At 73.3% G+C, this 19,945-nt stretch carries 21 protein-coding genes; 13 read left to right on the forward strand and 8 right to left on the reverse strand.

What is annotated here, in order from left to right:
* The first annotated feature begins 23 nt into the window (after positions 1 to 23).
* Positions 24 to 341, forward strand: a complete 318-nt coding sequence (locus ABWI04_RS21075; protein WP_345185461.1) for a DUF6191 domain-containing protein — start codon at positions 24 to 26, stop codon at positions 339 to 341.
* Positions 342 to 368: 27 nt separating this feature from the next.
* Here ABWI04_RS21075 and ABWI04_RS21080 read toward each other — a convergent pair whose 3' ends face one another.
* Positions 369 to 989 (reverse strand): TetR/AcrR family transcriptional regulator, encoded by a 621-nt coding sequence (locus ABWI04_RS21080; protein WP_353833494.1) that lies wholly within the window; start codon positions 987 to 989, stop codon positions 369 to 371.
* Positions 990 to 1,076: 87 nt separating this feature from the next.
* On the opposite strand from ABWI04_RS21080, the gene ABWI04_RS21085 reads away from it, so the two are divergent.
* The 3 genes from ABWI04_RS21085 to ABWI04_RS21095 all read left to right on the forward strand — a co-directional run bounded on the left by ABWI04_RS21085 (position 1,077) and on the right by ABWI04_RS21095 (position 3,518).
* On the forward strand, positions 1,077 to 1,850 hold the full coding sequence (locus ABWI04_RS21085; RefSeq protein WP_353833495.1) for an SDR family oxidoreductase: 774 nt from the start codon (positions 1,077 to 1,079) through the stop codon (positions 1,848 to 1,850).
* On the forward strand, positions 1,847 to 2,836 hold the full coding sequence (locus ABWI04_RS21090) for a threonine ammonia-lyase (RefSeq protein WP_353833496.1): 990 nt from the start codon (positions 1,847 to 1,849) through the stop codon (positions 2,834 to 2,836). The genes ABWI04_RS21085 and ABWI04_RS21090 overlap by 4 nt, the downstream gene beginning before the upstream one ends.
* 259 nt (positions 2,837 to 3,095) lie before the next feature.
* The gene (locus ABWI04_RS21095; protein ID WP_353833505.1) at positions 3,096 to 3,518 is read left to right on the forward strand and encodes a VOC family protein; all 423 of its coding nucleotides are present in this window, start codon (positions 3,096 to 3,098) and stop codon (positions 3,516 to 3,518) included.
* 50 nt (positions 3,519 to 3,568) lie between these two features.
* Here ABWI04_RS21095 and ABWI04_RS21100 read toward each other — a convergent pair whose 3' ends face one another.
* Entirely contained in the window at positions 3,569 to 3,982 is a 414-nt protein-coding gene (locus ABWI04_RS21100; RefSeq protein ID WP_353833497.1) for a nitroreductase family deazaflavin-dependent oxidoreductase, read from the reverse strand.
* 239 nt (positions 3,983 to 4,221) lie between these two features.
* Here ABWI04_RS21100 and ABWI04_RS21105 point away from each other — a divergent pair, with 239 nt between their 5' ends.
* From ABWI04_RS21105 to ABWI04_RS21115, 3 genes are read left to right on the forward strand one after another with little or no spacing between them, the layout of a single operon-like run.
* Positions 4,222 to 6,717 carry an ATP-dependent Clp protease ATP-binding subunit gene (locus ABWI04_RS21105; RefSeq protein WP_353833498.1) on the forward strand — a complete coding sequence of 832 codons (2,496 nt, stop codon included), beginning with the start codon at positions 4,222 to 4,224 and terminating at the stop codon, positions 6,715 to 6,717.
* Between the two features lie 49 nt (positions 6,718 to 6,766).
* Positions 6,767 to 7,366 (forward strand): CGNR zinc finger domain-containing protein, encoded by a 600-nt coding sequence (locus tag ABWI04_RS21110; RefSeq protein WP_345185426.1) that lies wholly within the window; start codon positions 6,767 to 6,769, stop codon positions 7,364 to 7,366.
* Complete coding sequence (locus tag ABWI04_RS21115) at positions 7,363 to 7,794, forward strand: phosphatase domain-containing protein (protein ID WP_345185423.1); 432 nt, start codon at positions 7,363 to 7,365, stop codon at positions 7,792 to 7,794. Before ABWI04_RS21110 ends, ABWI04_RS21115 begins: the two co-directional genes overlap by 4 nt.
* A gap of 42 nt (positions 7,795 to 7,836) precedes the next feature.
* On the opposite strand, the gene ABWI04_RS21120 is transcribed toward ABWI04_RS21115, so the two are convergent.
* Positions 7,837 to 9,444: a GMC family oxidoreductase gene (locus tag ABWI04_RS21120; RefSeq protein ID WP_353833499.1), complete on the reverse strand. Its 1,608-nt coding sequence runs from the start codon at positions 9,442 to 9,444 to the stop codon at positions 7,837 to 7,839.
* A gap of 545 nt (positions 9,445 to 9,989) precedes the next feature.
* On the opposite strand from ABWI04_RS21120, the gene ABWI04_RS21125 reads away from it, so the two are divergent.
* Together ABWI04_RS21125 and ABWI04_RS21130 are read left to right on the forward strand one after the other, a co-directional pair.
* Positions 9,990 to 10,544, forward strand: coding sequence for a lytic polysaccharide monooxygenase auxiliary activity family 9 protein (locus ABWI04_RS21125; RefSeq protein ID WP_345185418.1), 555 nt, complete (start codon positions 9,990 to 9,992; stop codon positions 10,542 to 10,544).
* Positions 10,541 to 11,461, forward strand: coding sequence for a glycoside hydrolase family 19 protein (locus tag ABWI04_RS21130; RefSeq protein ID WP_353833500.1), 921 nt, complete (start codon positions 10,541 to 10,543; stop codon positions 11,459 to 11,461). The genes ABWI04_RS21125 and ABWI04_RS21130 overlap by 4 nt, the downstream gene beginning before the upstream one ends.
* Before the next feature lie 175 nt (positions 11,462 to 11,636).
* Here ABWI04_RS21130 and ABWI04_RS21135 read toward each other — a convergent pair whose 3' ends face one another.
* The 3 genes from ABWI04_RS21135 to ABWI04_RS21145 form a co-directional block, all read right to left on the reverse strand.
* A complete protein-coding gene (locus ABWI04_RS21135; RefSeq protein WP_345185411.1) occupies positions 11,637 to 12,398 on the reverse strand; it encodes a TIGR03943 family putative permease subunit in 762 nt (253 codons plus the stop codon).
* Positions 12,395 to 13,426, reverse strand: coding sequence for a permease (locus tag ABWI04_RS21140; protein WP_378189704.1), 1,032 nt, complete (start codon positions 13,424 to 13,426; stop codon positions 12,395 to 12,397). Before ABWI04_RS21140 ends, ABWI04_RS21135 begins: the two co-directional genes overlap by 4 nt.
* Positions 13,427 to 13,607: 181 nt before the next feature.
* Positions 13,608 to 13,901, reverse strand: a complete 294-nt coding sequence (locus ABWI04_RS21145; protein ID WP_345185404.1) for a hypothetical protein — start codon at positions 13,899 to 13,901, stop codon at positions 13,608 to 13,610.
* A 232-nt stretch (positions 13,902 to 14,133) separates the two neighbouring features.
* On the opposite strand from ABWI04_RS21145, the gene ABWI04_RS21150 reads away from it, so the two are divergent.
* Positions 14,134 to 14,628, forward strand: coding sequence for a Rossmann-fold NAD(P)-binding domain-containing protein (locus tag ABWI04_RS21150; RefSeq protein ID WP_345185401.1), 495 nt, complete (start codon positions 14,134 to 14,136; stop codon positions 14,626 to 14,628).
* A 118-nt stretch (positions 14,629 to 14,746) separates the two neighbouring features.
* On the opposite strand, the gene ABWI04_RS21155 is transcribed toward ABWI04_RS21150, so the two are convergent.
* On the reverse strand, positions 14,747 to 16,102 hold the full coding sequence (locus ABWI04_RS21155) for a carbohydrate-binding protein (protein ID WP_353833501.1): 1,356 nt from the start codon (positions 16,100 to 16,102) through the stop codon (positions 14,747 to 14,749).
* 179 nt (positions 16,103 to 16,281) lie between these two features.
* Between ABWI04_RS21155 and ABWI04_RS21160 the strand changes: the two genes are divergently transcribed.
* The gene (locus ABWI04_RS21160) at positions 16,282 to 17,289 is read left to right on the forward strand and encodes a helix-turn-helix transcriptional regulator (RefSeq protein WP_353833502.1); all 1,008 of its coding nucleotides are present in this window, start codon (positions 16,282 to 16,284) and stop codon (positions 17,287 to 17,289) included.
* Positions 17,290 to 17,340: 51 nt separating this feature from the next.
* On the opposite strand, the gene ABWI04_RS21165 is transcribed toward ABWI04_RS21160, so the two are convergent.
* Complete coding sequence (locus ABWI04_RS21165) at positions 17,341 to 17,796, reverse strand: MarR family winged helix-turn-helix transcriptional regulator (RefSeq protein WP_345185391.1); 456 nt, start codon at positions 17,794 to 17,796, stop codon at positions 17,341 to 17,343.
* A gap of 77 nt (positions 17,797 to 17,873) precedes the next feature.
* Between ABWI04_RS21165 and wrbA the strand changes: the two genes are divergently transcribed.
* Both wrbA and ABWI04_RS21175 read left to right on the forward strand, forming a co-directional pair.
* Positions 17,874 to 18,515 carry an NAD(P)H:quinone oxidoreductase gene (gene wrbA, locus ABWI04_RS21170; RefSeq protein ID WP_345185379.1) on the forward strand — a complete coding sequence of 214 codons (642 nt, stop codon included), beginning with the start codon at positions 17,874 to 17,876 and terminating at the stop codon, positions 18,513 to 18,515.
* A 116-nt stretch (positions 18,516 to 18,631) separates the two neighbouring features.
* Positions 18,632 to 19,945, forward strand: a 1,314-nt coding sequence (locus tag ABWI04_RS21175) for an MFS transporter (protein ID WP_353833503.1), incomplete at its 3' end; no start/stop codon positions are given.

A 19,945-nucleotide genomic window follows, 5' to 3' on the forward strand; every position in this document is an offset into this window, starting at 1 on the left:
GGAGGCGGGATCGTTGGAGGAACGTGGCACTCATCGGCTTCATGACGATCCCCGGACTCGTTCTCGGACTGGTCGCCTTCGCCGCCCTCGATCGCGCGGGCCTGTGGGCGAACCGCAGGTTCCGCCTGCCCTGGAGAAGGGACGAGGTGGGGCGGCCGATCTCGGCGATCGCCGTCGGGGAACTCGACGCCTTCTTCCACGGCACGCACCGCCACCAGCAGGAGCAGCGCCGTTCCTCCCTGATGCTGCGGGACGAGGAGAACGACGGCGCGCCCCCGCGAAGCCGCGTCGATCTCGACGCCGGAACCGCCGTCGTGCGGCGTCCGCCCGACTCCGCCTGAGCGACCGCCGCTTCGGCCGGGCGGGGGTCAGCGGCCCTGTGGCGTGGGCCAGGCGGCGAGGGCCAGTTCGGCGATCTCGGTCAGCTCGGCCGCTGAGGCTCCGTCGCAGGCGCGCTGCGACATGCCCTGGATGACGGCGGCGAAGTACGAGGCCAGGGCGCCGGGATCCGTCGCGGCGGGCAGCTCGCCGGCCTGCCGGGCCGCCTGGAGGCGGGACCGGAAGACCTCCAGGTTCCTGTTCCGCAGATCGCGCAGGAAGGCCGCCACCTCGGCGTCCTGCGGGGTGACGTTGGTGGCCGCGCTGATCGTCAGGCAGCCGGCCGGGTGGGACGGGTCGGCGTAGTTGGCGGCCGCCTCGCGCAGGATCCGGGCGAAGGCGCCGTAGGCGGTGGGCTCCTCGTCGAGGGCCGCGCCCATGAAGGCGCCCGCGGGGGATCGCCCGTAGCTGTGCACCACCTCCTCGAACAGCGACTTCTTGTCGCCGAAGGCCGCGTAGAGGCTGCCGGGCCTGATGCCCATCGCCTCGGTCAGCTCGCCGACGGAGGTGGCCTCGTAGCCGCGCTCCCAGAACAGCCGTGTGGCCGCGGTCAGCGCCGCGTCGCGGTCGAACGCCCTCGGCCGCCCTCGCTTCACCCGTGTGTCGCTCACCCCCACATTCTAGAGCGAACACTCAAGAAGTCGTGCTACCTTCTTTTTTGAGTCATCGCTCAAGAATGTGGAGAGGGGTTCGCGACCATGGACGCACGCGCTCTTGAGGGCAAGGTCGCGCTGGTCACCGGTGGGAGCCGCGGCATCGGACGGGCCATCGCGCAACGCCTCGGCCGGGACGGAGCGGCCGTCGCCGTCGCCTATGCCCGCGACGAGGCGGCCGCGAACGAGGTGGTCGAGCGCATCCGCAAGGACGGCGGCCGAGCCTTCGCCCTGCGGGAGGAACTGGGGCACCACGGCGACGCGGCCCGGCTGTGGGAGGCCTTCGACGCCCAGGCGGCCGAGCACGCGCCGGGCGGGGGCGTCGACATCATCGTCAACAACGCCGGCATCGGCCGCAGCTCCGACCTGGCCTCGCTGACCGAGCGCGAGTTCGACGAGGTCTTCGCCGTGAACGTCCGCGCACCGTTCTTCATCGTCCAGCAGGGGCTGCCGCGGCTGCGCGACGGCGGCCGGATCATCAACATCTCCAGCGGCGTGTCCCGCATCGCCATGCCGGAGATCATGGCTTACGGCGCCACCAAGGGCGCGCTCGACAACTTCACGCTCAACCTCGCCAAGGAACTGGGCCCCCGGGGCATCACGGCGAACTCGGTCGCGCCCGGCATCATCGACACCGACGTCAACGCGGGCTGGCTGCGCGGCGATCCGCAGGCCGAGGCCCGCGCGGCGTCGCTGGCCGCGCTCGGCCGGGTCGGACGGCCCGAGGACGTGGCCGACGTCGTGGCCTTCCTCGCCTCCGACGACGCGCGCTGGGTGACCGGACGGGTGATCGACGCGACGGGCGGGTCCTGCCTGTGAGCCCTCCGCCGGAGACGCGGCTCGACACCGCCCGGATCCGGGCGGCCCGCCGGGTGATCGACCCGGTCTTCCTCGACAGCCCCCAGTACCGCTGCGAGGCGCTGGAGCCCGACCTCGGGTGCGCGGTGACCGTCAAGCTGGAGACGGCGAACCCGGTCCGCAGCTTCAAGGGCCGCGGCACCGAGCTCGTCGCCGCCCTGCTCGACGAGAACGGTCCGCGCGCGGCGGTGTGCGCCAGCGCGGGCAACCTCGGCCAGGCCCTCGCCTGGTCCGGGCGCGCCCGAGGCCTCGACGTGACCGTCGTGGCCTCCCGCTTCGCGCCCGCGGCCAAGCTCGACCGCATCCGCGCGCTGGACGCGCGGCTGGAGCTGGTGGACGGCGACTTCGACACGGCGCGCGAGCGGGCGGCGGCCATCGCGCGGCACGACGGCGTCCGGCTGGTCGAGGACAGCCTGGACATCGAGACCTGCGAGGGCGCGGCGACCATCGGCCTGGAACTGGTGGAGGCCGCGCCGCCGTTCGACGCCGTTCTGATCGCTCTCGGCGGCGGGGCGATGGCCACCGGCGTCGGACACGTGCTCAGGACGCTCGCGCCCGGGGTCGAGGTGATCTGCGTCCAGCCGGCGGGCGCGCCGGCGATGACGCGTTCCTGGCACCGGCGGCGCGTCGTCACGACCGAGTCGACCGACACCATCGCCGACGGCGTCGCCGGACGACGCCCCATCCCGGACGTCCTGGACGACCTCCTCCTGGTCGCCGACGACGCCGTCCTGGTCGAGGAGGCGTCGATCGTCGCCGGAATGCGGGGGCTCTTCGAGCATGCCGGTCTCGTGGTCGAGCCGTCGGCCGCGCTCGGCGTCGCGGCGATCCTCGAAGACCGCGACCGCTTCGCCGGCCGGCACGTCGTCACCATCGTGTGCGGCGGCAACGTCGACCCGGACGCCCATCGCCGCTGGGTCGGCGCGACCCCAGGCCACGGGCCGTGACGTCCGCGTCCGGGGTCGCCGGGGCGGCGCGGCGGTCAGTCCCTCCGCAGCCGGGCGAGCATGATCTCCACCTCGCTGAAGCGCCAGCCCTCCGGCGTGCGCGCGACGTCGTCGGTGAAGACGGTGTCCGCGTCCTCGTGCCGCGCCTTATACGGAATCTCGTTGGTGGTGCCAACGAAGCAATGCCGGGGAAACCCGGAACGGCCGGAGCCGCCGGCCGCGAACCCTTCGAGGAGAACGGCGCATGACGCTTCAACGGATGGACCACATCGGCATCGTCGTCGACGACCTCGACGCCGCCGTCGCGTTCTTCACCGAACTCGGCATGGAGGCGGGAGGAAGAATGCCGGTCCAGGGGCAGTGGGTGGACCATGTCGTCGGGCTCGACGGCGTCGAGGTCGAGATCGTGATGATGCGGACCCCGGACGGCCACGGCGCCGTCGAGCTGACGAAGTTCCACGCGCCGGAGCCGATCGGACGGGAGGAGGCGGCGCCCCCGAACACGCTCGGCCTGCGCCGCGTCATGTTCGCCGTGGACGACATCAGGGACACCGTCGACCGCCTGCGCGCCCACGGCGGCGAACTCATCGGCGAGATCGGCCGGTTCGAGGACCTCTTCCTGCTCTGCTATCTCCGCGGCCCGGCGGGCATCATCGTCGCCCTGGCCGAACAACTGAGGTGACGCCCGCCGAAGGCCGGTGGCCGGGCCGCTGACCCGCCCCGTCCGGCGGGTCAGCGGCGGGTGAGGCGGACGATGGGGTACTGGCGGTCCGACTTGCTCTGGTACTTCGCGTAGCGGGGCTGGGCGGCGGTGATGCGCTCCCACGCCTCGTCGCGGTCGGCGCCGTCGAGGCGGTGCGGCGTCACCGGCACCGCGCCGCCGCCGGCGGGCTCGATCGTCGCCCGCTCGGGATGCGCCATGAGGTTGGCGTACCAGTCCGGGTCCTGGCCGCCGCCGCCGGACGCGACGACCAGCCAGGCGTCGTCGCCGTCGGGGAACCACGACACGGGCGTCTCGCGCGCCCGCCCGCTCCGGCGGCCCACCGTGTTCAGGACCAGGACGTCCATGCCCATGAACTTCCCGCGGCCGCGCCGGATCTTGCGCGTGATGCGGGCGTTCATCGTCTGCTGCAACCACCGTGACACGGCCCCGGGCTTCCCGCTCCTGCGGGCTTTCACCTGCTGATTCTGTGCCATCGCCTGCCTCCGGTCGGCGGTGCTGGTATCCGTTGACTTCACGCTAGGCGCGGCCCGGTCAAGGGCGCTTCTCGATTCCTGACCGCTTGCCGCGGGACGGTTGGCGTGAGGGTTTCCTGGGGCATGCCATGGGCAGGGGGATGTCCGTTGTTATGACGTGTCCTTCGACTACCGGGGGGTTTTCGGAGATGACCGCGGGATGGTACGGGCCGGGGGGATCGGATCCGTTCGAGGAGATGCTCGCCCGCTTCTTCGGGTCGCGCGCGCAACGGCGGCCCATGGAGCGGATCAGCATCGCGCGGCTGATGAGCGAGCCCGCGCGGGAACTCGTGCGGGACGCGGCCGCGCAGGCGGCGCAGTGGGGCAGCGACGATCTGGACACCGATCACCTGCTGTGGGCGGCGACGCGCCAGCAGGGGACCCGGCAGTGGATGGTGCGGGCCGGCGCCGACCCGGACAAGATCCGGGACGAGATCGAGGACCACGCGCGGCGCGGAGAGCCCCGGGAGGTCCCGCCCGAGCTGACCCCGTCCGCCAAGCGGGCGCTGCTCGACTCGCACCAGGTGTCGCGGGCGCTCGGATCGTCCTACATCGGGCCCGAGCACCTTCTGTTCGCGCTGGCGCTGGACCGCGGGTCGAGCGCGGGACGGATCCTCGACCACGAGCACGTCACGCCCGACTCGCTGCAGCAGGCGGCGTCCGGCGGAGGCTCCGGGCAGCCGCCGGCCGGCGGCGGGCAGCCGAGCGGGACACCCACGCTGGACGAGTTCGGACGCGACCTCACCGCCCTCGCCCGCGAGGGGCGCATCGACCCGGTGATCGGGCGCGAGGACCAGATCGAGGAGACGGTCGAGGTCCTCTCGCGGCGCACCAAGAACAACCCGGTGCTGATCGGAGACCCGGGGGTCGGCAAGACCGCGATCGCCGAGGGGCTGGCCCAGCGGATCGTGGACGACGAGGTCCCCGAGACGCTGCGCGGCAAGCGCATCGTCCAGATCGACCTGGGCGGCGTCGTCGCGGGCACCCGCTACCGGGGCGACTTCGAGGAGCGGCTGAAGAAGCTCGTGGACGAGATCCGCGAGCACGCCGAGGGCCTGGTCGTGTTCATCGACGAGATCCACACGATCGTGGGCGCGGGCAGCGCGGAGGGCGCGATGTCTGCGGGGAACATGCTGAAGCCCCCGCTCGCCCGCGGCGAGCTGCACGTGGTCGGCGCGACGACGATCGACGAGTACCGCCGCAACATCGAGAAGGACGCGGCGCTGGAGCGGCGCTTCCAGCCGATCCTCGTGCCGGAGCCGAGCGCGGACGACAGCATCGAGATCCTGCGGGGCCTCCGCGACCGGTACGAGGCGCACCACCAGGTGCGCTTCACCGACGAGGCGCTCGTCGCGGCCGTCGACCTGTCCAGCCGCTACCTGACCGACCGGTTCCTTCCGGACAAGGCGATCGACCTCATCGACCAGGCGGGCGCCCGCGTCCGCCTGCGCAGCACGCGCAACGGCGGGCGCCGCGAGCTGGAGCAGCGCCTCGACCAGCGGCGCCGGGAGAAGGACCAGGCCGTCGCCGACGAGGACTACGAGCGCGCCTGCGAGCTGCGCGACGAGGTCTCCCGGCTGGAGAAGGACCTCACCGAGACGCGCGGGAACGGCGCGCCGGCCACGGTCCCGGAGGTGACCACGGAGGACATCGCCGAGGTGGTCTCCCGGATCTCCGGCGTCCCCGTCACCCAGCTCACCCAGGCCGAGCGGGAGCGCCTGGCGGACCTGGAGGGCCACCTGCACCAGCGCGTGGTCGGGCAGGAGGAGGCGGTCGCGGCGGTGGCGCGGGCCGTGCGGCGGTCCCGCGCCGGGATGGGCGATCCGAACCGGCCGATCGGCGGGTTCCTGTTCCTCGGCCCGACCGGCGTCGGCAAGACCGAACTGGCGAAGGCGCTGGCGGAGGCCCTGTTCGGCAGCCAGGACCGGATGATCCGGTTCGACATGAGCGAGTTCCAGGAGCGGCACACCGTCAGCCGCCTGATGGGCGCTCCGCCCGGATACGTCGGCTACGAGGAGGCGGGGCAGCTCACCGACGCCGTCCGCCGCCAGCCGTACTCGGTGATCCTGCTGGACGAGATCGAGAAGGCGCACCAGGACGTGTTCAACGTCCTGCTCCAGCTCCTCGACGACGGCCGCCTCACCGACGCGCAGGGCCGCACGGTCGACTTCCGCAACACCGTCGTGATCATGACGAGCAACCTTGGCTCGGAACTGATCACCGGCACGACCGAGATCGGCTTCGGCGCGTCCGGCGACGGCGGCGGCGCGCTGCGCGACCGGATCATGCGGCGGCTGCGCGAGTCGTTCCGGCCCGAGTTCCTCAACCGGATCGACGAGATCATCGTCTTCCGGCGGCTGGAGCAGGGCCAGCTCCGCCAGATCACCGACCTGCTGCTGGACGAGACGCGCCGCCGCCTGCGCGCCCAGGACGTCTCCGTCTCCTTCAGCACCGAGGCCGTGGACTGGCTCGCCGAGCGCGGCTACCAGCCCGAGTTCGGCGCCCGTCCGCTGCGCCGCACGATCCAGCGGGAGGTGGACGACCGGCTCTCCGACCTGCTCCTGTCCGGCGACCTGGGCCCCGGCGGACACGTCGACGTGTCCGTGGTGAACGGCGGCCTCCAGTTCGACGTCGCGACTCGGTAAGGTCTACAGTCCTCCTATAACCCTTACTGACGCGGGTGCGGGAGGACGTGTGCTCATTCCGATGGCCGACTACGCGGCGGGCGTCGAGGTCGCGAACGACCTCGTCGCCACGTCGCCGGACGTGCGGGGGGCCGAGGCGCTCTCCGGACCCGGCGACCTGGCCGCGCTGCTCTCCGGATACGACTTCGCCGCCTATGACGTGGTGCCCCTTGAGCCCGCCGCCGGCGGGGCCGGGGCGCCGAGCGCGGAGGACGTGGAGAAGGTCCGCTTCCTGCGCCGCGAGGTGCGGGCCGTGCTGGAGTCCGGGACGGAGGACGAGGCGGTGGAGCGCGCGGCGATGCTGGCCGGGCACGTCGGGCTCGCGCCGGTGCTGCGCCGCGACCCCTCCGGCCGGTGGCAGTGGCACGTCCCGACGGCGCGGGACGCGTCCCTCGTCGCCGAACTGGCCGCCGTCGTCGGCGTCTCGCTGCTCGGCCTCGTCAGGGCGCTCGGCCACGGCCGTTTCCGCGCGTGCGCCGCCCCCGGCTGCGGCGGAGTGTTCGCCGACGCCAGCCGCGCCGGGCGCCGCCGCTACTGCATGCCCGAGGTGTGCGGGAACAGGGTCAACGTCGCCAACCACCGCGCGCGCCGCCGGGCGGTGACCCGATGACGCTCGACGGTGCGATCCCGCTTCCCGACGGGACCCTGATCCGCGGGCGCGGCCTGCGGCGACCGCTCCCCGACGGGCCCGTGCCCGACTTCGGGCTCTACCTGGGCTCCGGCCGCCTCCGCCGCAGGCACGCGCCGGAGCTGGACTGGCCGTCCGCATGGATCGACTGGCCGGACTTCCTGCTGCCCCGTGACCGGGACGAGGCCGTGCGGCAGATCCGCGCCCTGCACGAACGGGCCCGCTCCGGCGCCGCCGTCGAGGTCGCCTGCGGAGGCGGCGTCGGCCGCACCGGAACGGTCATCGCGTGCCTGGCCGTCCTGTCCGGGACGGCCCCGTCCGAGGCCGTCGCCTGGACGCGTCAGCACCATCATCCCCGCGCCGTCGAAACCCCCTGGCAGCGCCGCTGGGTCATGGCCTTCCCGTCCTGAACCGCCGGTCCAGGACGGGAACGCCTCCGGCTCGCCGGGGGGTCAGCCCGCGTCGAGGATCAGCTTCGCGGCGTGCTCGCCGATCATCATGCTGGGGGCGTTGGTGTTGCCGCCGATGATGCTCGGCATGATCGACGCGTCCGCCACGCGGAGGCCCTCGACGCCCCGCACGCGCAGCCCGGGGTCGACGACGGCCCGCTCGTCGGCGCCCATCCGGCACGACCCCACCGGGTGGTAGACGGTCGTGGCGCGGTTCGGCAGCTCCCTGGCCAGCGCCTTCCGGTCGGCGTACCGCGGCCCGGGGGAGAGCTCCTCCTTGACGTCCCCGGCGATGGCCTGGTTCGCCATGACCTCGCGGACGAGCTCCATGCCGTCCAGCAGCAGCCGGGCGTCGTCGGGCTCGGTGAGGTATCCGGGGTCGATGACCGGCGCGGCGGACGGGTCCGCCGAGCCCAGCCGGAGCGTGCCGCGGCTCTTCGGGTAGATCAGCGTCGGCATGATCGTGAGCGCGGAGCGCTTGTCGACGGCGTGCCGCACCGGCGCGTCCTGGTTCGGGAACGGGTACGACCACGGCAACGCGTGCAACTGGATGTCGGGGATGGCGCCCGCCTGCCCGCTGCGGACGAAGCCGACCGCCTCGAACACGCTGCGGGCCACCCACGTCCCGCCCCGCGTCCACTCCTTGGCGACGCCCCTGGCGAAGTAGGGCGCGGTGCCCTTGTGGCGGGCCGTGTCCATGACGAACGTCATCGGCACGAACATGTGGTCGTGCAGGTTGTCGCCCACGGGAAGGTCGGCGCGCACCTCGATGCCGTGGTCCTTCAGGTGGGCGGCCGGGCCGACGCCGGACAGCATCAGCAGGTGCGGGGAGCCGAACGCCCCCGCCGAGAGGACGACCTCCCGGGACGCCCGGATCGTCGCGGTGCCCTTCTTGCCGGCGACCTCGACGCCCGTGGCCCGCCCCTTCTCGATCACGACCCGCCGCACGGTCACGTTCGTCAGGACCGTCAGGTTCGCCAGGCCGTGGTCGTCCAGGTAGCCGACGGACGAGCTGTAGCGCAGGCCGTCCGCGACGCTCTGCTGGAAGACCCCCACGCCCTCCTGCTCGGCGCCGTTGTAGTCGTCGTTGCGCTTGACGCCCGCCGTCTGGACGACCGCCTCGATGAACGCTTCGGAGGCGGGAGTGAGGTCACGCTGCCGTGTCACCTGGATGGGGCCACCTGAACCACGCAGGTCGGAAGCCCCGTCCTCCCAGTTCTCCAACCGCCGGTAGCTGTCGAGGACGTCGTCGAAGCCCCACCCGGTGCAGCCCTCGGCGGCCCAGTCGTCGTAGTTCCTGCGGTGGCCGCGCACGAACAGCATGCCGTTGATCGACCCCGAACCCCCGAGGACGCGCCCCCTGACCTGCGGGATCTTCCGGTCGAGCGCGTTCTTCTGCGGGGCGCTGTAGAAGCCCCAGTCCAGCCGCTTCTTCAGCTGCGGGACGTTGTGGAAGACGGCGATCAGCCCCGGCTTGCGGACCAGCGGCGTGCGGTCCGGACCGCCCGCCTCCACCAGGACGACGCTCGCCCCGGACTCGGCCAGCCGCTTGGCCAGCACGCAGCCGGCGCTGCCGGCCCCCACCACGACGTAATCAGCGCTCCGGTCCATGTGTTCCTCTCAGCGGACGCCGTGCAGCGAGGCGACCACTAACGAGGGCCCGCGCCTGGCCCTTGTCGGCGCCGCCGTCCCGGCCGGACGCGGGAGTTCCCGCCGGTCGGGCGACAGAAATGGGTGGCCCGATCGTAGAAGGGCGGGGACGGGCCTCCAAGTGGTGTCCCGGTGACCGGAACCTCACCGTCGCCGACGCCCTGTCCCGGGCCTCCGGCGGTCCGTTGGCAGAAGTCGCCGACCCCAGGCGTCCGGTTGCGGGGAATGGTGCCGAATCTCCCGACCGGAATCGGGTGGTTCGCTTCCCTGCCTGCACTGGTCCGGCCGGGCCGCCGCGGCGCCGTTCCGGCTGTTTCCGGCGGGCTCTTGCCCGCGATCGGGCACGGGGTTAGCGTTCGCTCAATCCGATAGGAAAGTTTCCTATCCGATGGAGTGTTCATGCCCCGCCCCCGCGCCCCGCCACCGCGTTCGTCGACTGCTCCCCCCGCGGCAGGCCCTGCCGCGACGACGTCCCATGACCACCCCCATCACGCGAGGACCCCCGCATGGAAACCACCCCCCGCACGAAGAAGACCCCCCGCACGAAGCGCTCGCGCAGAATCGCCGCCGTCACGGCGGGCGTCGGAATCGCCCCCCTCGTCGCCGTGGTGATCCCGGCGACCTCGGCCTGGGCCCACGGGTACGTGTCGGCGCCGATGAGCCGGCAGGCCCAGTGCGCGCAGCGCATCGTCCAGTGCGGCTCCATCCAGTGGGAGCCGCAGAGCGTCGAGGGCCCGAAGGGCCTGCGCAGCTGCAGCGGAGGCAACGCGCGGTTCGCCGAGCTCGACGACGACGGCAAGGGCTGGAGGGCCACGACGGTCGGCCAGACGGTGACCTTCACCTGGACGTTCACCGCCCGGCACCGCACGTCGAACTACGAGTACTACGTCGGCGGCAGGCGCGTCGCCGTGGTCGACGGCAACAACCAGCAGCCCCCGTCCACCGTCTCGCACTCGGTCAACCTCGGCGGCGTCACCGGGCGGCAGAAGGTGCTGGCGATCTGGAACATCGCCGACACGGCGAACGCCTTCTACGCCTGCGTCGACGTGAACGTCCAGTGACGCCGGCACGCAAGGCGCGGCGCGTCCCCCTGCCGGCGGGCGCCCGGCTGACCGGTGCGCTCCTGCTCGCGGCGGGGACGCTGTCGGCCGTCCTGCCGGCGGCGCCCGCCTCCGCCGCGGCCTGCGCGGCGGCGTGGAGCTCCTCCGCCGTCTACACCGGCGGCGCCGCGGTGTCCTACAACGGGCACAACTGGTCGGCGAAGTGGTGGACGCAGAACGAGACCCCGGGCCGCGCCGACGTGTGGGCCGACAAGGGAGCCTGCGGGTCGTCCGACCCCGGCGATCCGCCCGGCCAGGGCGGGTTCGTGGTGAGCGAGTCGCAGTTCAACCAGATGTTCCCGAGCCGCAACTCGTTCTACAGCTACAGCGGTCTGACCGCGGCCATGGCCGCGTTCCCCGCGTTCGCCGCCACCGGAAGCGACACGGTGAAGAAGCAGGAGGCCGCCGCCTTCCTGGCCAACGTCAACCACGAGACCGGCGGGCTGGTCTACATCGTCGAGCAGAACACCGGGAACTACCCGCACTACTGCGACGCGAGCCAGCCTTACGGGTGCCCGGCGGGGCAGGCGGCCTACTACGGGCGCGGTCCCATCCAGCTGAGCTGGAACTTCAACTACAAGGCGGCGGGCGACGCCCTCGGCATCGACCTGCTGAACAACCCGTGGCTCGTGGAGCGGGACGCGTCGGTCTCGTGGCGGACCGGGCTCTGGTACTGGATGACCCAGAACGGCCCGGGCACCATGACCGGCCACAGCGCCATGGTCAACGGCCGCGGGTTCGGCGAGACGATCCGCAGCATCAACGGCGCCCTGGAATGCGACGGCCGGAATCCGGCCCAGGTGCAGAGCCGGGTGAACGCCTACCAGCGCTTCACCCAGATCCTCGGCGTCCCCGCGGGGAGCAACCTGACCTGCTGAAACGACCCCGCACGCAAGGACACGGCCCGCCGGTGAGACCCAGCCCGCCGTCGGCCGGGGCCCTGACGGAGGCCCGCACCCGGAACCCCGGGTGCGGGCCGTCCGCCGTGCCCGGATCCGCGAAGGCTGGTGGGCCGTGCGGTGAAAGAGTTGTTGACGGCCGTGGCGGGCCCGGTCACTCGTAGGGGTCGCCGGGCCTGCCGATCCGCTGGAGGGACCGCCCGCGCAGCGTCTGGACGACGGTCGCCCGCCGCCCGGTCGCGGGCGGCACCCACACCCCGTCGACCCGCACCCACGTGTCGGCGGGCGGTCGCGGCAGGCCCCGCACGATGACGGGGAACGGGATGGCGTCGCCCGCGCAGCACGCGACCTTCAGCCGGGTGAGGCGCCAGCCGCGCTCGCCCTTCGCCGGCGGGGTCACGAAGCCCGTCAGCCGCACCGGGACCCCCTCGAACGAGGCGGGGTCGCCGGTCTGCGCCAGGTAGGCGCGTCCGATGAACTCGCCCATGCTCATCGGGGCGGGCGCCCCCGTCCTCGGCAGCGGGGCGAAGCCCTCGGCGGGGGACGGCGGGGGCGGTGCGGCGCCACCGGCGCCGCGCGCGGCGGTGAACGAGCCGAGCGCGGGCGGCGCGATCACGAAGATCGCCAGCACCGGCGCGCAGAGCAGCCACGCCACGCCCGGACCGTGCGCATGACCGCCGCCGTGCTCGCCGTGGTGTTCGCCGCCGTGTTCGCCGCCGTGCCCGTCGTCGCCGGTGTCCCGCCATTCCCGGCGCAGGCCGGCGGCGCCCAGCACGACCAGCGCGATGGCCGCGGCCACCAGCGGATAGCGGAATCCGGGCCGCACGTAGTTGACGTACTCGCCGCTGCCCAGCGTGATCCACAGCATCGCGCCGCCGAGCAGGACCAGCAGCAGGTTCTGGGCGGGCCTGCTCATGACACCAGCCCTCCCACCAGCGCGCTGACGCCCACCGCCAGGCAGAACGTCAGCGGGACGAACCGGACCGCGAAGCTCCGGCCGAAGAACCCCGCCTGGAGGGCGATCAGCTTCAGGTCCACCATCGGGCCGACCACCAGGAACGTCAGCCGCGCGGTGGTGGAGAACTGCGACAGGCTGGCCGCCACGAACGCGTCGGCCTCCGAGCAGATGGACATCAGGACGGCCAGCACCGCCAGGAGCAGGACCGACACCACGGCATCGCCCGCCGCCGACGAGACCCAGGACGAGGGCACCGCGGCGTTGATGGTCGCGGCCGCCGCGGCGCCCACGACCAGGAACCCTCCGGCGTGCATGATGTCGTGCCGCATGGCCTGCCGGAACGCGTCGAGGCGTCCGGCCGCCCCGTGCGCGTGGGGACGGGACGGCACCTTGAGCCATTCGCGCCTGCCCAGCAGCAGCCACGCCCATCCGGCCAGCACGGCGACCAGCAGGGAGGCGGCGAACCGTCCCGCCACCATCTCCGGCCGTCCCGGGAAGGCGACCGCGGTGGCGACCAGCACGACCGGGTTGATGGCCGGGGCGGCGAGCAGGAACGTGAGCGCGGCGGCGGGTGCCACCCCGCGCGCCATCAGCCCGCCCGCGACCGGCACCGACGCGCACTCGCACCCCGGCAGGACCGCCCCCATCGCGCCCGCGACCGGCACCGCCGCGCCCGGCCGGCGCGGCAGCACCCGCCGCCACACCGAGGCCGGGACGAACGCGGTGATCGCGGCCGACAGCGCGACGCCGAACACCAGGAACGGCAGCGCCTGCACGCACACCGCCACGAAGATCGTCGCCCATGCGTCCAGGGCCCGCGCGCCGATGTGCGGCGCCGCCCACGCCCGGCCGAGCACGAGCGCCGCCGCCAGCGCGCCGAACGCCCAGGCCGCACGGGCGCCGGGCGCCGCGCCCCGCCCGCGCCCCCATTCCGCCGGAGGAAGCACCTCCTCCTCGGCCAACCGCGGGCCGGTGCGTTCGATCATGCGGTCCATCGTCCCAGAGCCCGCCCCCGCGGGGCTCGGGATCCAGGCTGCGCCGCATAGTCCCGGCCCACTTCACCGGCCAGGTCACGCGTTCGCGCGCGCGGCCGAGGCCACTTCGAGACAGCCCTGGACCGCGCCCGGCCGCGCCGGCGGCCTGCGGCCGCCGGTCACCGCGCGGGCGCTAGCGCATCGCGTGGGACGCGCGGCCTCCGACTCTCTCGTCCATCTCGCCGCGCTGCATCGGGATCTCCGTGCTCTCCTCGCGCATCTCCTCCAGGCGCATGGCGACGCCGATGGCGAAGAAGGTCGGGGCCCATTCGCCGACGAAGATGCCCCAGCGGTCGGCGCGGTCCATGCCCCTCTCCTCCAGCTGGTTGGAGAGCGCCCACGACGCGAACGCCAGGGCGATCGAGCCGAGTCCGGCCGTGTACATGTGGTGCGACTTCAGGCCCCGCTTGTGCAGTGTCTTGATCATTTTCCCCCCTTGGTCGGTCGGGCCGTACCCGGGCGTTCACCGGCACAAGCGCGCATTGACCGGTTTTTGCCCACTCCGGACGCGGGGGTATCCGTCGCCGCGGACCGGTGGCCGAACCGTAGGAGGCGGGGGGAGTACCCGCCCGCCCGCTGGGTACCGCGAGGTGCGTCGACGACCGACCTCCCCTCACCTGACGTGCAGGGCCGCCCCTCCGGCGGCCGGAAGGACCCGTATGGAGAAGACGGCCGGACCATTCCTGGCGATCTATCTGAACGACCATCTCGCGGGCGCGGCGGCCGGAGTGGGACGCTCTCGCGCGCTCGCCCAGGCGCACCGGGGCAGGCCCGAGGAGGAGCGGCTGCGGCGGCTGGCGGACGAGATCGCCGCCGACCGGGGAGCGCTGCTGTCCATCATGGCGTCGCTCGGCGTCCCCGTCCGCCACTACAAGAGCATCGCGGTGTCCGTGGCCGAGATGGCGGGACGGCTCAAGTTCAACGGCCGCCTCAGGGAGCGTTCCCCGCTGACCGACCTGGTGGAGTACGAGTTCCTGCGGCTGGCCGTCGAGGGCAAGGCCGCCGGATGGCGCACGCTGGTCATCCTCGCCGACCGGACGCCGGAGCTGGACGCGGCCGAGCTGGAGAAACTCCACGACCGCGCCCAGGCGCAGATCGATCTCCTCGAAGACCTCCGCAAGAGCGCCGTCAAGGACGTCTTCATCGCCGACTGACCCGCCCGGTCGCCTGCGCCCCCGCGAAGGCGCGGGCGTGCTCGGCCGACCCTTCGCGACCTGTGACGGCATGAATCCGGCCTTCCCCCAGCATCACGCTGGGGGAAGGCCGGGCGCGTCAGACGCGCTGCCAGAGCGCCGGGACGTTCTCCGGCGTCCAGCCGGGCTGCGCCTGGTGCGACTGGATGCACCTGTAGCTGGAGCCGTTGTAGGTCACGACGTCGCCGACCTGGTAGACGGTCCCCGCCGCCCAGCTGCCGCTCGGCGGGTCGTCGGGTGGGTTGGACGTGCCGGTGTAGAGCGTCAGACCGTAGGCCTGGAGCCCCTCGTTGACCGGTTGGAAGAATGTCGTCCCGCCGCTGCGGCAGTCGCCGGAGCCGCCGGAGGTCGTCCCCTGCGCCTGGGTGCCCGAGATGAACGAGCCGCCCGAGTCGCCGGGCTCGGCGCACACGTTCGTCTGGGTGACCCCGGAGACGGTGCCCTGCGGGTAGGTGACGCTGGTGTTGAGCTGCTGGACGGTCCCACAGTGCCAGCCGGTGGTGGAGCCGGAGCGGCACACCGGGGAGCCCGTCTGCGCCACCGTCGAACCGGAGACGGCCGGGTCCTGGACGGAGCCGTAGCCGTTCACGCGCGCGACCGGCGACCAGTTGCCGTTGGCCGCGACCCAGGCGTAGTCGTTGCCGGGGAACGAGGAGCCCTGGAAACTGCCCTGCTGGACCTGGTTGTACCCGCTGGTGGACGTGCCCGGCTGCCCGCAGTGGCCCGCGGTGATGAAGCCGGGCGTCCCGCCGCGGGTGACCGAGAAGCCGATCGAGCAGCGTCCCGAGCCGTTCATGGAGTAGGCGTCGCCGCCGCGCAGGTCGTAGTAGGTGCGCGGCTTGATCTTCGAGCGCCTGACGGCGACCTCGGCGAGGTCGACCCCGGCGGCCTTCGCGAAGGCGCGGGCCTCGGCGGGCGCGGAGCTCAGCACCACGACGCGGTTGGCCTGGACGTCCACGTACCAGACGGGAGAGTGGGACGGGGCCCTGCGCGCGGCGGCACGGTCGAGCCTCGCCTTCGCGGCGGTGAGGTCGGCCAGGCTGCGGCCGACGACGGTGGCCCGCGCGCCCTGGGCGGTGATCTCGGCCGTCCGGGCGGGGTCGGTGGTCGCGACGTGCAGCGTCTCGGCGGTCCTGCCGCTGACCCAGCTGCCGGCGAAGGCGCCGCCGAGCCTCAGCCGTAGCTTCCCGGCGGTGACGCCGGAGTCGAACTGGTTGACCAGCGCCTGCTTCGCCTGCGCCGCGGTGAGGCCGAGGTCGCGCTGCATCGCCTTCAGCATGGCCTGCGGCACGTTCGCCGCCGTCGCCGCGGAGTAGGGGGCCGGACGGGCGGGCCCGGCGGGGTCCGGCTGGGCGACCGCGACGCCCTGCGAGCCGGCCAGACCCAGCGCGCCGGCCGCGAGCACGGCGACGCGCATGCCGCGTCTGTGAGACATGGTCTCTCCTCGGGGGTGGGGGGTGCGGCAAACGTAGATGTCCTCGCGCGCGACGAGAAAGGCTCTCCGCCCCCACGTTCTGGCGAGTTATCGCCGGTGTCGGAATGCGCCACCGATCCGTTCGCCGCGCACGGCCTGGAAGTCACGCTCCATCGGCCATAATCCGGGTCATGTTCCCCGTGACCGCAAAAGATGAGAATCCATTCGCGGCTCTCGGTGTCACCGCCTCTCAGCAGACCCTTTACGTCGTCCTGCTGTACAACCCCGGCAGCACGCTGAGCGAGTTGGCGGGGATGTCGGAGGCGCCGCCGGCTCGCCTGGCGGCGCTCCTCCTGGAAATGGAGGCGCTCGGCATGATCAGCGCGGAGGGCGCCGCGGGGGCGGACGCCGCGGCGGACCGGGCGTACTCCGCCCATCCTCCGGACGCCGTGGTCGAGACGCTCATCCGCAGGCGGGAGGCGGAGTTCATCCGCGCGCGGATCGAGGCCAAGCGGATCAGCGGCGACCTGCTGGCCGCCGAGCAGCGGTCGAACCCGGAGAGGCTGGTGGAGGTCGTCGACGGGCTGGACGCGGTGATCCAGCGCTACGAGCAGGTGCAGCGCGCCGCGGTCAGGCAGGTGAAGGCCATCGACAAGCCGCCCTACGCGGTCGACCCGGTCAGCCCGAACGAGATCGAGCGCGAGCGCCTCGCGGAAGGCGTGGAGTACCGCGCCATTTACACGCCCGAGGCCCTCGCCATCCCCGCGCGGATGGAACTGGCCCGCCGGGATTCCGGCTTCGGCGAGCGATCCCGCATCCTGGAGAATCCGCCCGCCAAACTCGTCATCGTGGACGACGAAATGGCGCTGATGCCGCTGCGGGGCGACGATCCCAGCATCACCGCCCTCATCCGCCCGTCGACCCTGCTCGACATTCTCATCGACGTTTTCGACACCTGCTGGGAACAGGCGACGCCGCTGCGTTTCGACGGCGAGTCGGGCTCGGCCGGCGTCCGGCCCCGGTTGTCCGAGGCGGACCGGCATCTGCTCACCCTCCTCGCCGCCGGGCTCAAGGACGAGGCGGTGGCCCGCCACACCGGAATGGGCGCGCGCACGGTCAGCCGGCACGTCGCCCGTCTCCTGCGCACCCTCAACGCCCGCACCAGGTTCCAGGCGGGCGTCCACGCCGCCCGCCGCGGTCTGGTCTGACGGCCGCAGGGCTCACCCCTCGGCCCGCGATCCGAACACCCGCGCCCGGCGTCACCTGCCCGGTCTCGGGCGTGCGCGCCGGGGGTCGACGTTGGCGGTCAGGGTTCCGAGCACGCCGGGCAGGTCCGCCACGGTCTGCTCGGGCAGGCCGGCCACGGTCTCCTCCGCCAGGGCGCACCACAGCTCCCTGACCCGTTCCGCCAGGGCCGCGCCCGAGTCGGTGAGCTCCACGATGCTGGCGCGCTTGTCGGAGGGCGCGGGCCTGCGCCGGACGTGCCCGGACGCCTCCAGCTTGCGGGTCATGAGCGTGACGCTGGGCGGCTCGCAGCCGAGCGCCTCGCTGAGCTGGGCCTGGATCCGCGGGCCGGTCCGCGCGAGTTCGAGCAGCAGCGCCTCCTGCCCGGGATGGAGGCCGAGCGGGGTCAGCAGCGCCGCGGCCCGGGCCCGGTGGCGCAGGCTCAGCAGGCGGATGGCCTGGTTGATCGCGTCGGCTCGGTCGAAGTCCACGGCCCCTCCTTGACGGATTAGTTATGCGCATAACATTATGCGCATAACTAATCCTACCGCGAGGCCGAGGAGCCGACATGTCCGTGAAGGTCGCCGTCATCCACTACAGCTCGACGGGCGCCGTGCACGCGCTCGCCGAGGCCGTCGCCGAGGGCGCCGCCACCGCCGGCGCCGAGGTCAGGCTGCGGCGGGTCGCCGAGCTGGCGACCGACGCCGCGATCGACGAGAACCCGCGGTGGCGGCGGCACCTGGACGCGGTCGCCGCGGTCCCGGAGGCCGCCGTCGAGGACCTCGCGTGGGCCGACGCGTACGCGTTCGGCACGCCGACCCGCTTCGGCGCGCCCGCCGCGCAGCTCAAGCAGTTCCTCGACCAGAGCGTCGGACTGTGGCGGGAGGGCGCGCTGGCCGACAAGCCGGTGACGGCGTTCACCGCGGCCTTCAACCGCCACGGCGGCGCCGAGGCCACGATCATCTCGCTGGCCAACGTCTTCTACCACTGGGGCGCGCTGATCGTCCCGCCCGGCTACACCGACCCGGCCGTCTACGCGGCCGGAGGCAACCCCTACGGGACCTCGGCGGTGACCGGCCCGTCCGGCGACGGGCCCGACGCCGCCTCCCTCGACGCGGCCCGCTACCAGGGCCGCCGCCTCGCCCGGACCGCGATCCAACTGCGGGCGGGCGCCCGCGCCGCCGAAGAGGACGCCCGCGTCCTGACGTGAACGGCCGCCGAGCCGTGTCAGAGGCGATCTCACCCCGGCACCGCCGGGACGGTGCGGGCATCGGGCGGCTTCGCCCACCGGGCCCCGCCGCATTCCACTCGATCGAGGAGGCGCTTGTGTCGTCCGAGTTGTCGGCGAAGGTTGCGGACCGCGGGTCCGGGAGGGCGGGGAGCGGGCCCGGCCGGGTGGTGCTGGCGCTGGTGTGCGCGTGCCAGTTCATGGTGATCCTGGACGCGTCCATCGTCAACGTCGCCCTGCCCTCCGTCGACCGGGACCTCGGCTTCACCGCCGCGGGACTGGCCTGGGTGGTGAACGGCTACCTGCTCACGTTCGCCGGGTTCATGCTGCTGGGCGGACGCGCCGCCGACCTGTTCGGCCACCGCCGGACGCTGGCCGCCGGACTGCTGCTGTTCTCCGCCGCCAGCCTGGTCGGCGGCCTGGCGACCGCACCGCAGATCCTGGTGGCGGCCCGCGCCGTCCAGGGCGTGGGAGCCGCCGTGCTGGCCCCGGCGACGCTGGCCGTGATCAACACCGGCTTCACCGGGGACCGCGAGCGGGCGCGGGCGTTCGGCGCGTGGTCCGCCGCGGGCGGCGTGGGCGGGATGGCGGGCGCGGTCGCGGGCGGGGCCCTCACGACCGGCCTGTCCTGGCGGTGGGTCTTCCTGGTCAACGTGCCGATCGGCGCGGTGCTGATCGTGGTGGCCCTGGCGTCGCTGCCCGGCGCGCGGACCGTCCGGCGGGAGCCGCTCGACCTGCCCGGCGCCGTCACCGGGACGGCGGGGCTGGCCGCGCTGATCTACGGGGTGATGCAGAGCACCGGCCACGGCTGGACGTCCGCGCGGGTCGCGGGCCCGGCCGCGGCGGGCCTGCTCCTGCTCGCCGCCTTCCTCGTGGTGGAGGGGCGCTTCGCCGCCCGGCCGCTGATGCCGCCGCGGCTGTTCGGGATCCGGGGGGTGGCCGCGGGCGGCGGCATGCTGCTGCTCTTCGGAGGGATCACCGTCGCGATGTGGTACTTCACGTCGCTGTTCCTGCAGAACGTCCTGGGGTACGGCGCGCTCCGGGCCGGGCTCGGGCAGACGCCCGCGGCCGTGGTGTTCATGGTGGTCGCGCGCTTCGCCGCCGGGCTGCTGCCGCGAGCGGGCGCCCGCCTCCTGGTGCCGGCGGGCTGCGGCTTCCTCCTCGCCGGGTTCGGCTGGCTCTCGCAGGCCGGAGCCGGCAGCGGCTACGTCACCGGGGTGCTCGGGCCCACGCTGCTCGTCGCGGTCGGGATCGGCCTGACGTTCCCCACGCTCATGGCCGCGACGACCGCGGGGGTGCCCGAGGGCGACGCGGGGAGCCGCGTCGGTGTCCGCGAGTCCACCCGCGAAGACCCAGTGGCCCTCGGCGATCAGCCGTTCGTTGAACGCGCTGATGGCGGGCTGCCTGTCGGT

Source organism: Actinomadura sp. NPDC000929 (assembly GCF_040492065.1).
Lineage (GTDB): Bacteria > Actinomycetota > Actinomycetes > Streptosporangiales > Streptosporangiaceae > Spirillospora > Spirillospora verrucosospora.

Bases quoted from the DNA above. Each gene is read 5' to 3' on its own strand.
- ABWI04_RS21085 (WP_353833495.1), top strand. From the start codon at position 1,077: ATGGACGCACGCGCTCTTGAGGGCAAGGTCGCGCTGGTCACCGGTGGG.
- ABWI04_RS21095 (WP_353833505.1), top strand. From the start codon at position 3,096: ATGGACCACATCGGCATCGTCGTCGACGACCTCGACGCCGCCGTCGCG.
- ABWI04_RS21105 (WP_353833498.1), top strand. From the start codon at position 4,222: ATGACCGCGGGATGGTACGGGCCGGGGGGATCGGATCCGTTCGAGGAG.
- ABWI04_RS21115 (WP_345185423.1), top strand. From the start codon at position 7,363: ATGACGCTCGACGGTGCGATCCCGCTTCCCGACGGGACCCTGATCCGC.
- ABWI04_RS21120 (WP_353833499.1), bottom strand. From the start codon at position 9,444: ATGGACCGGAGCGCTGATTACGTCGTGGTGGGGGCCGGCAGCGCCGGC.
- ABWI04_RS21125 (WP_345185418.1), top strand. From the start codon at position 9,990: ATGGAAACCACCCCCCGCACGAAGAAGACCCCCCGCACGAAGCGCTCG.
- ABWI04_RS21135 (WP_345185411.1), bottom strand. From the start codon at position 12,398: ATGAGCAGGCCCGCCCAGAACCTGCTGCTGGTCCTGCTCGGCGGCGCG.
- ABWI04_RS21140 (WP_378189704.1), bottom strand. From the start codon at position 13,426: ATGATCGAACGCACCGGCCCGCGGTTGGCCGAGGAGGAGGTGCTTCCT.
- ABWI04_RS21145 (WP_345185404.1), bottom strand. From the start codon at position 13,901: ATGATCAAGACACTGCACAAGCGGGGCCTGAAGTCGCACCACATGTAC.
- ABWI04_RS21150 (WP_345185401.1), top strand. From the start codon at position 14,134: ATGGAGAAGACGGCCGGACCATTCCTGGCGATCTATCTGAACGACCAT.
- ABWI04_RS21155 (WP_353833501.1), bottom strand. From the start codon at position 16,102: ATGTCTCACAGACGCGGCATGCGCGTCGCCGTGCTCGCGGCCGGCGCG.
- wrbA (WP_345185379.1), top strand. From the start codon at position 17,874: ATGTCCGTGAAGGTCGCCGTCATCCACTACAGCTCGACGGGCGCCGTG.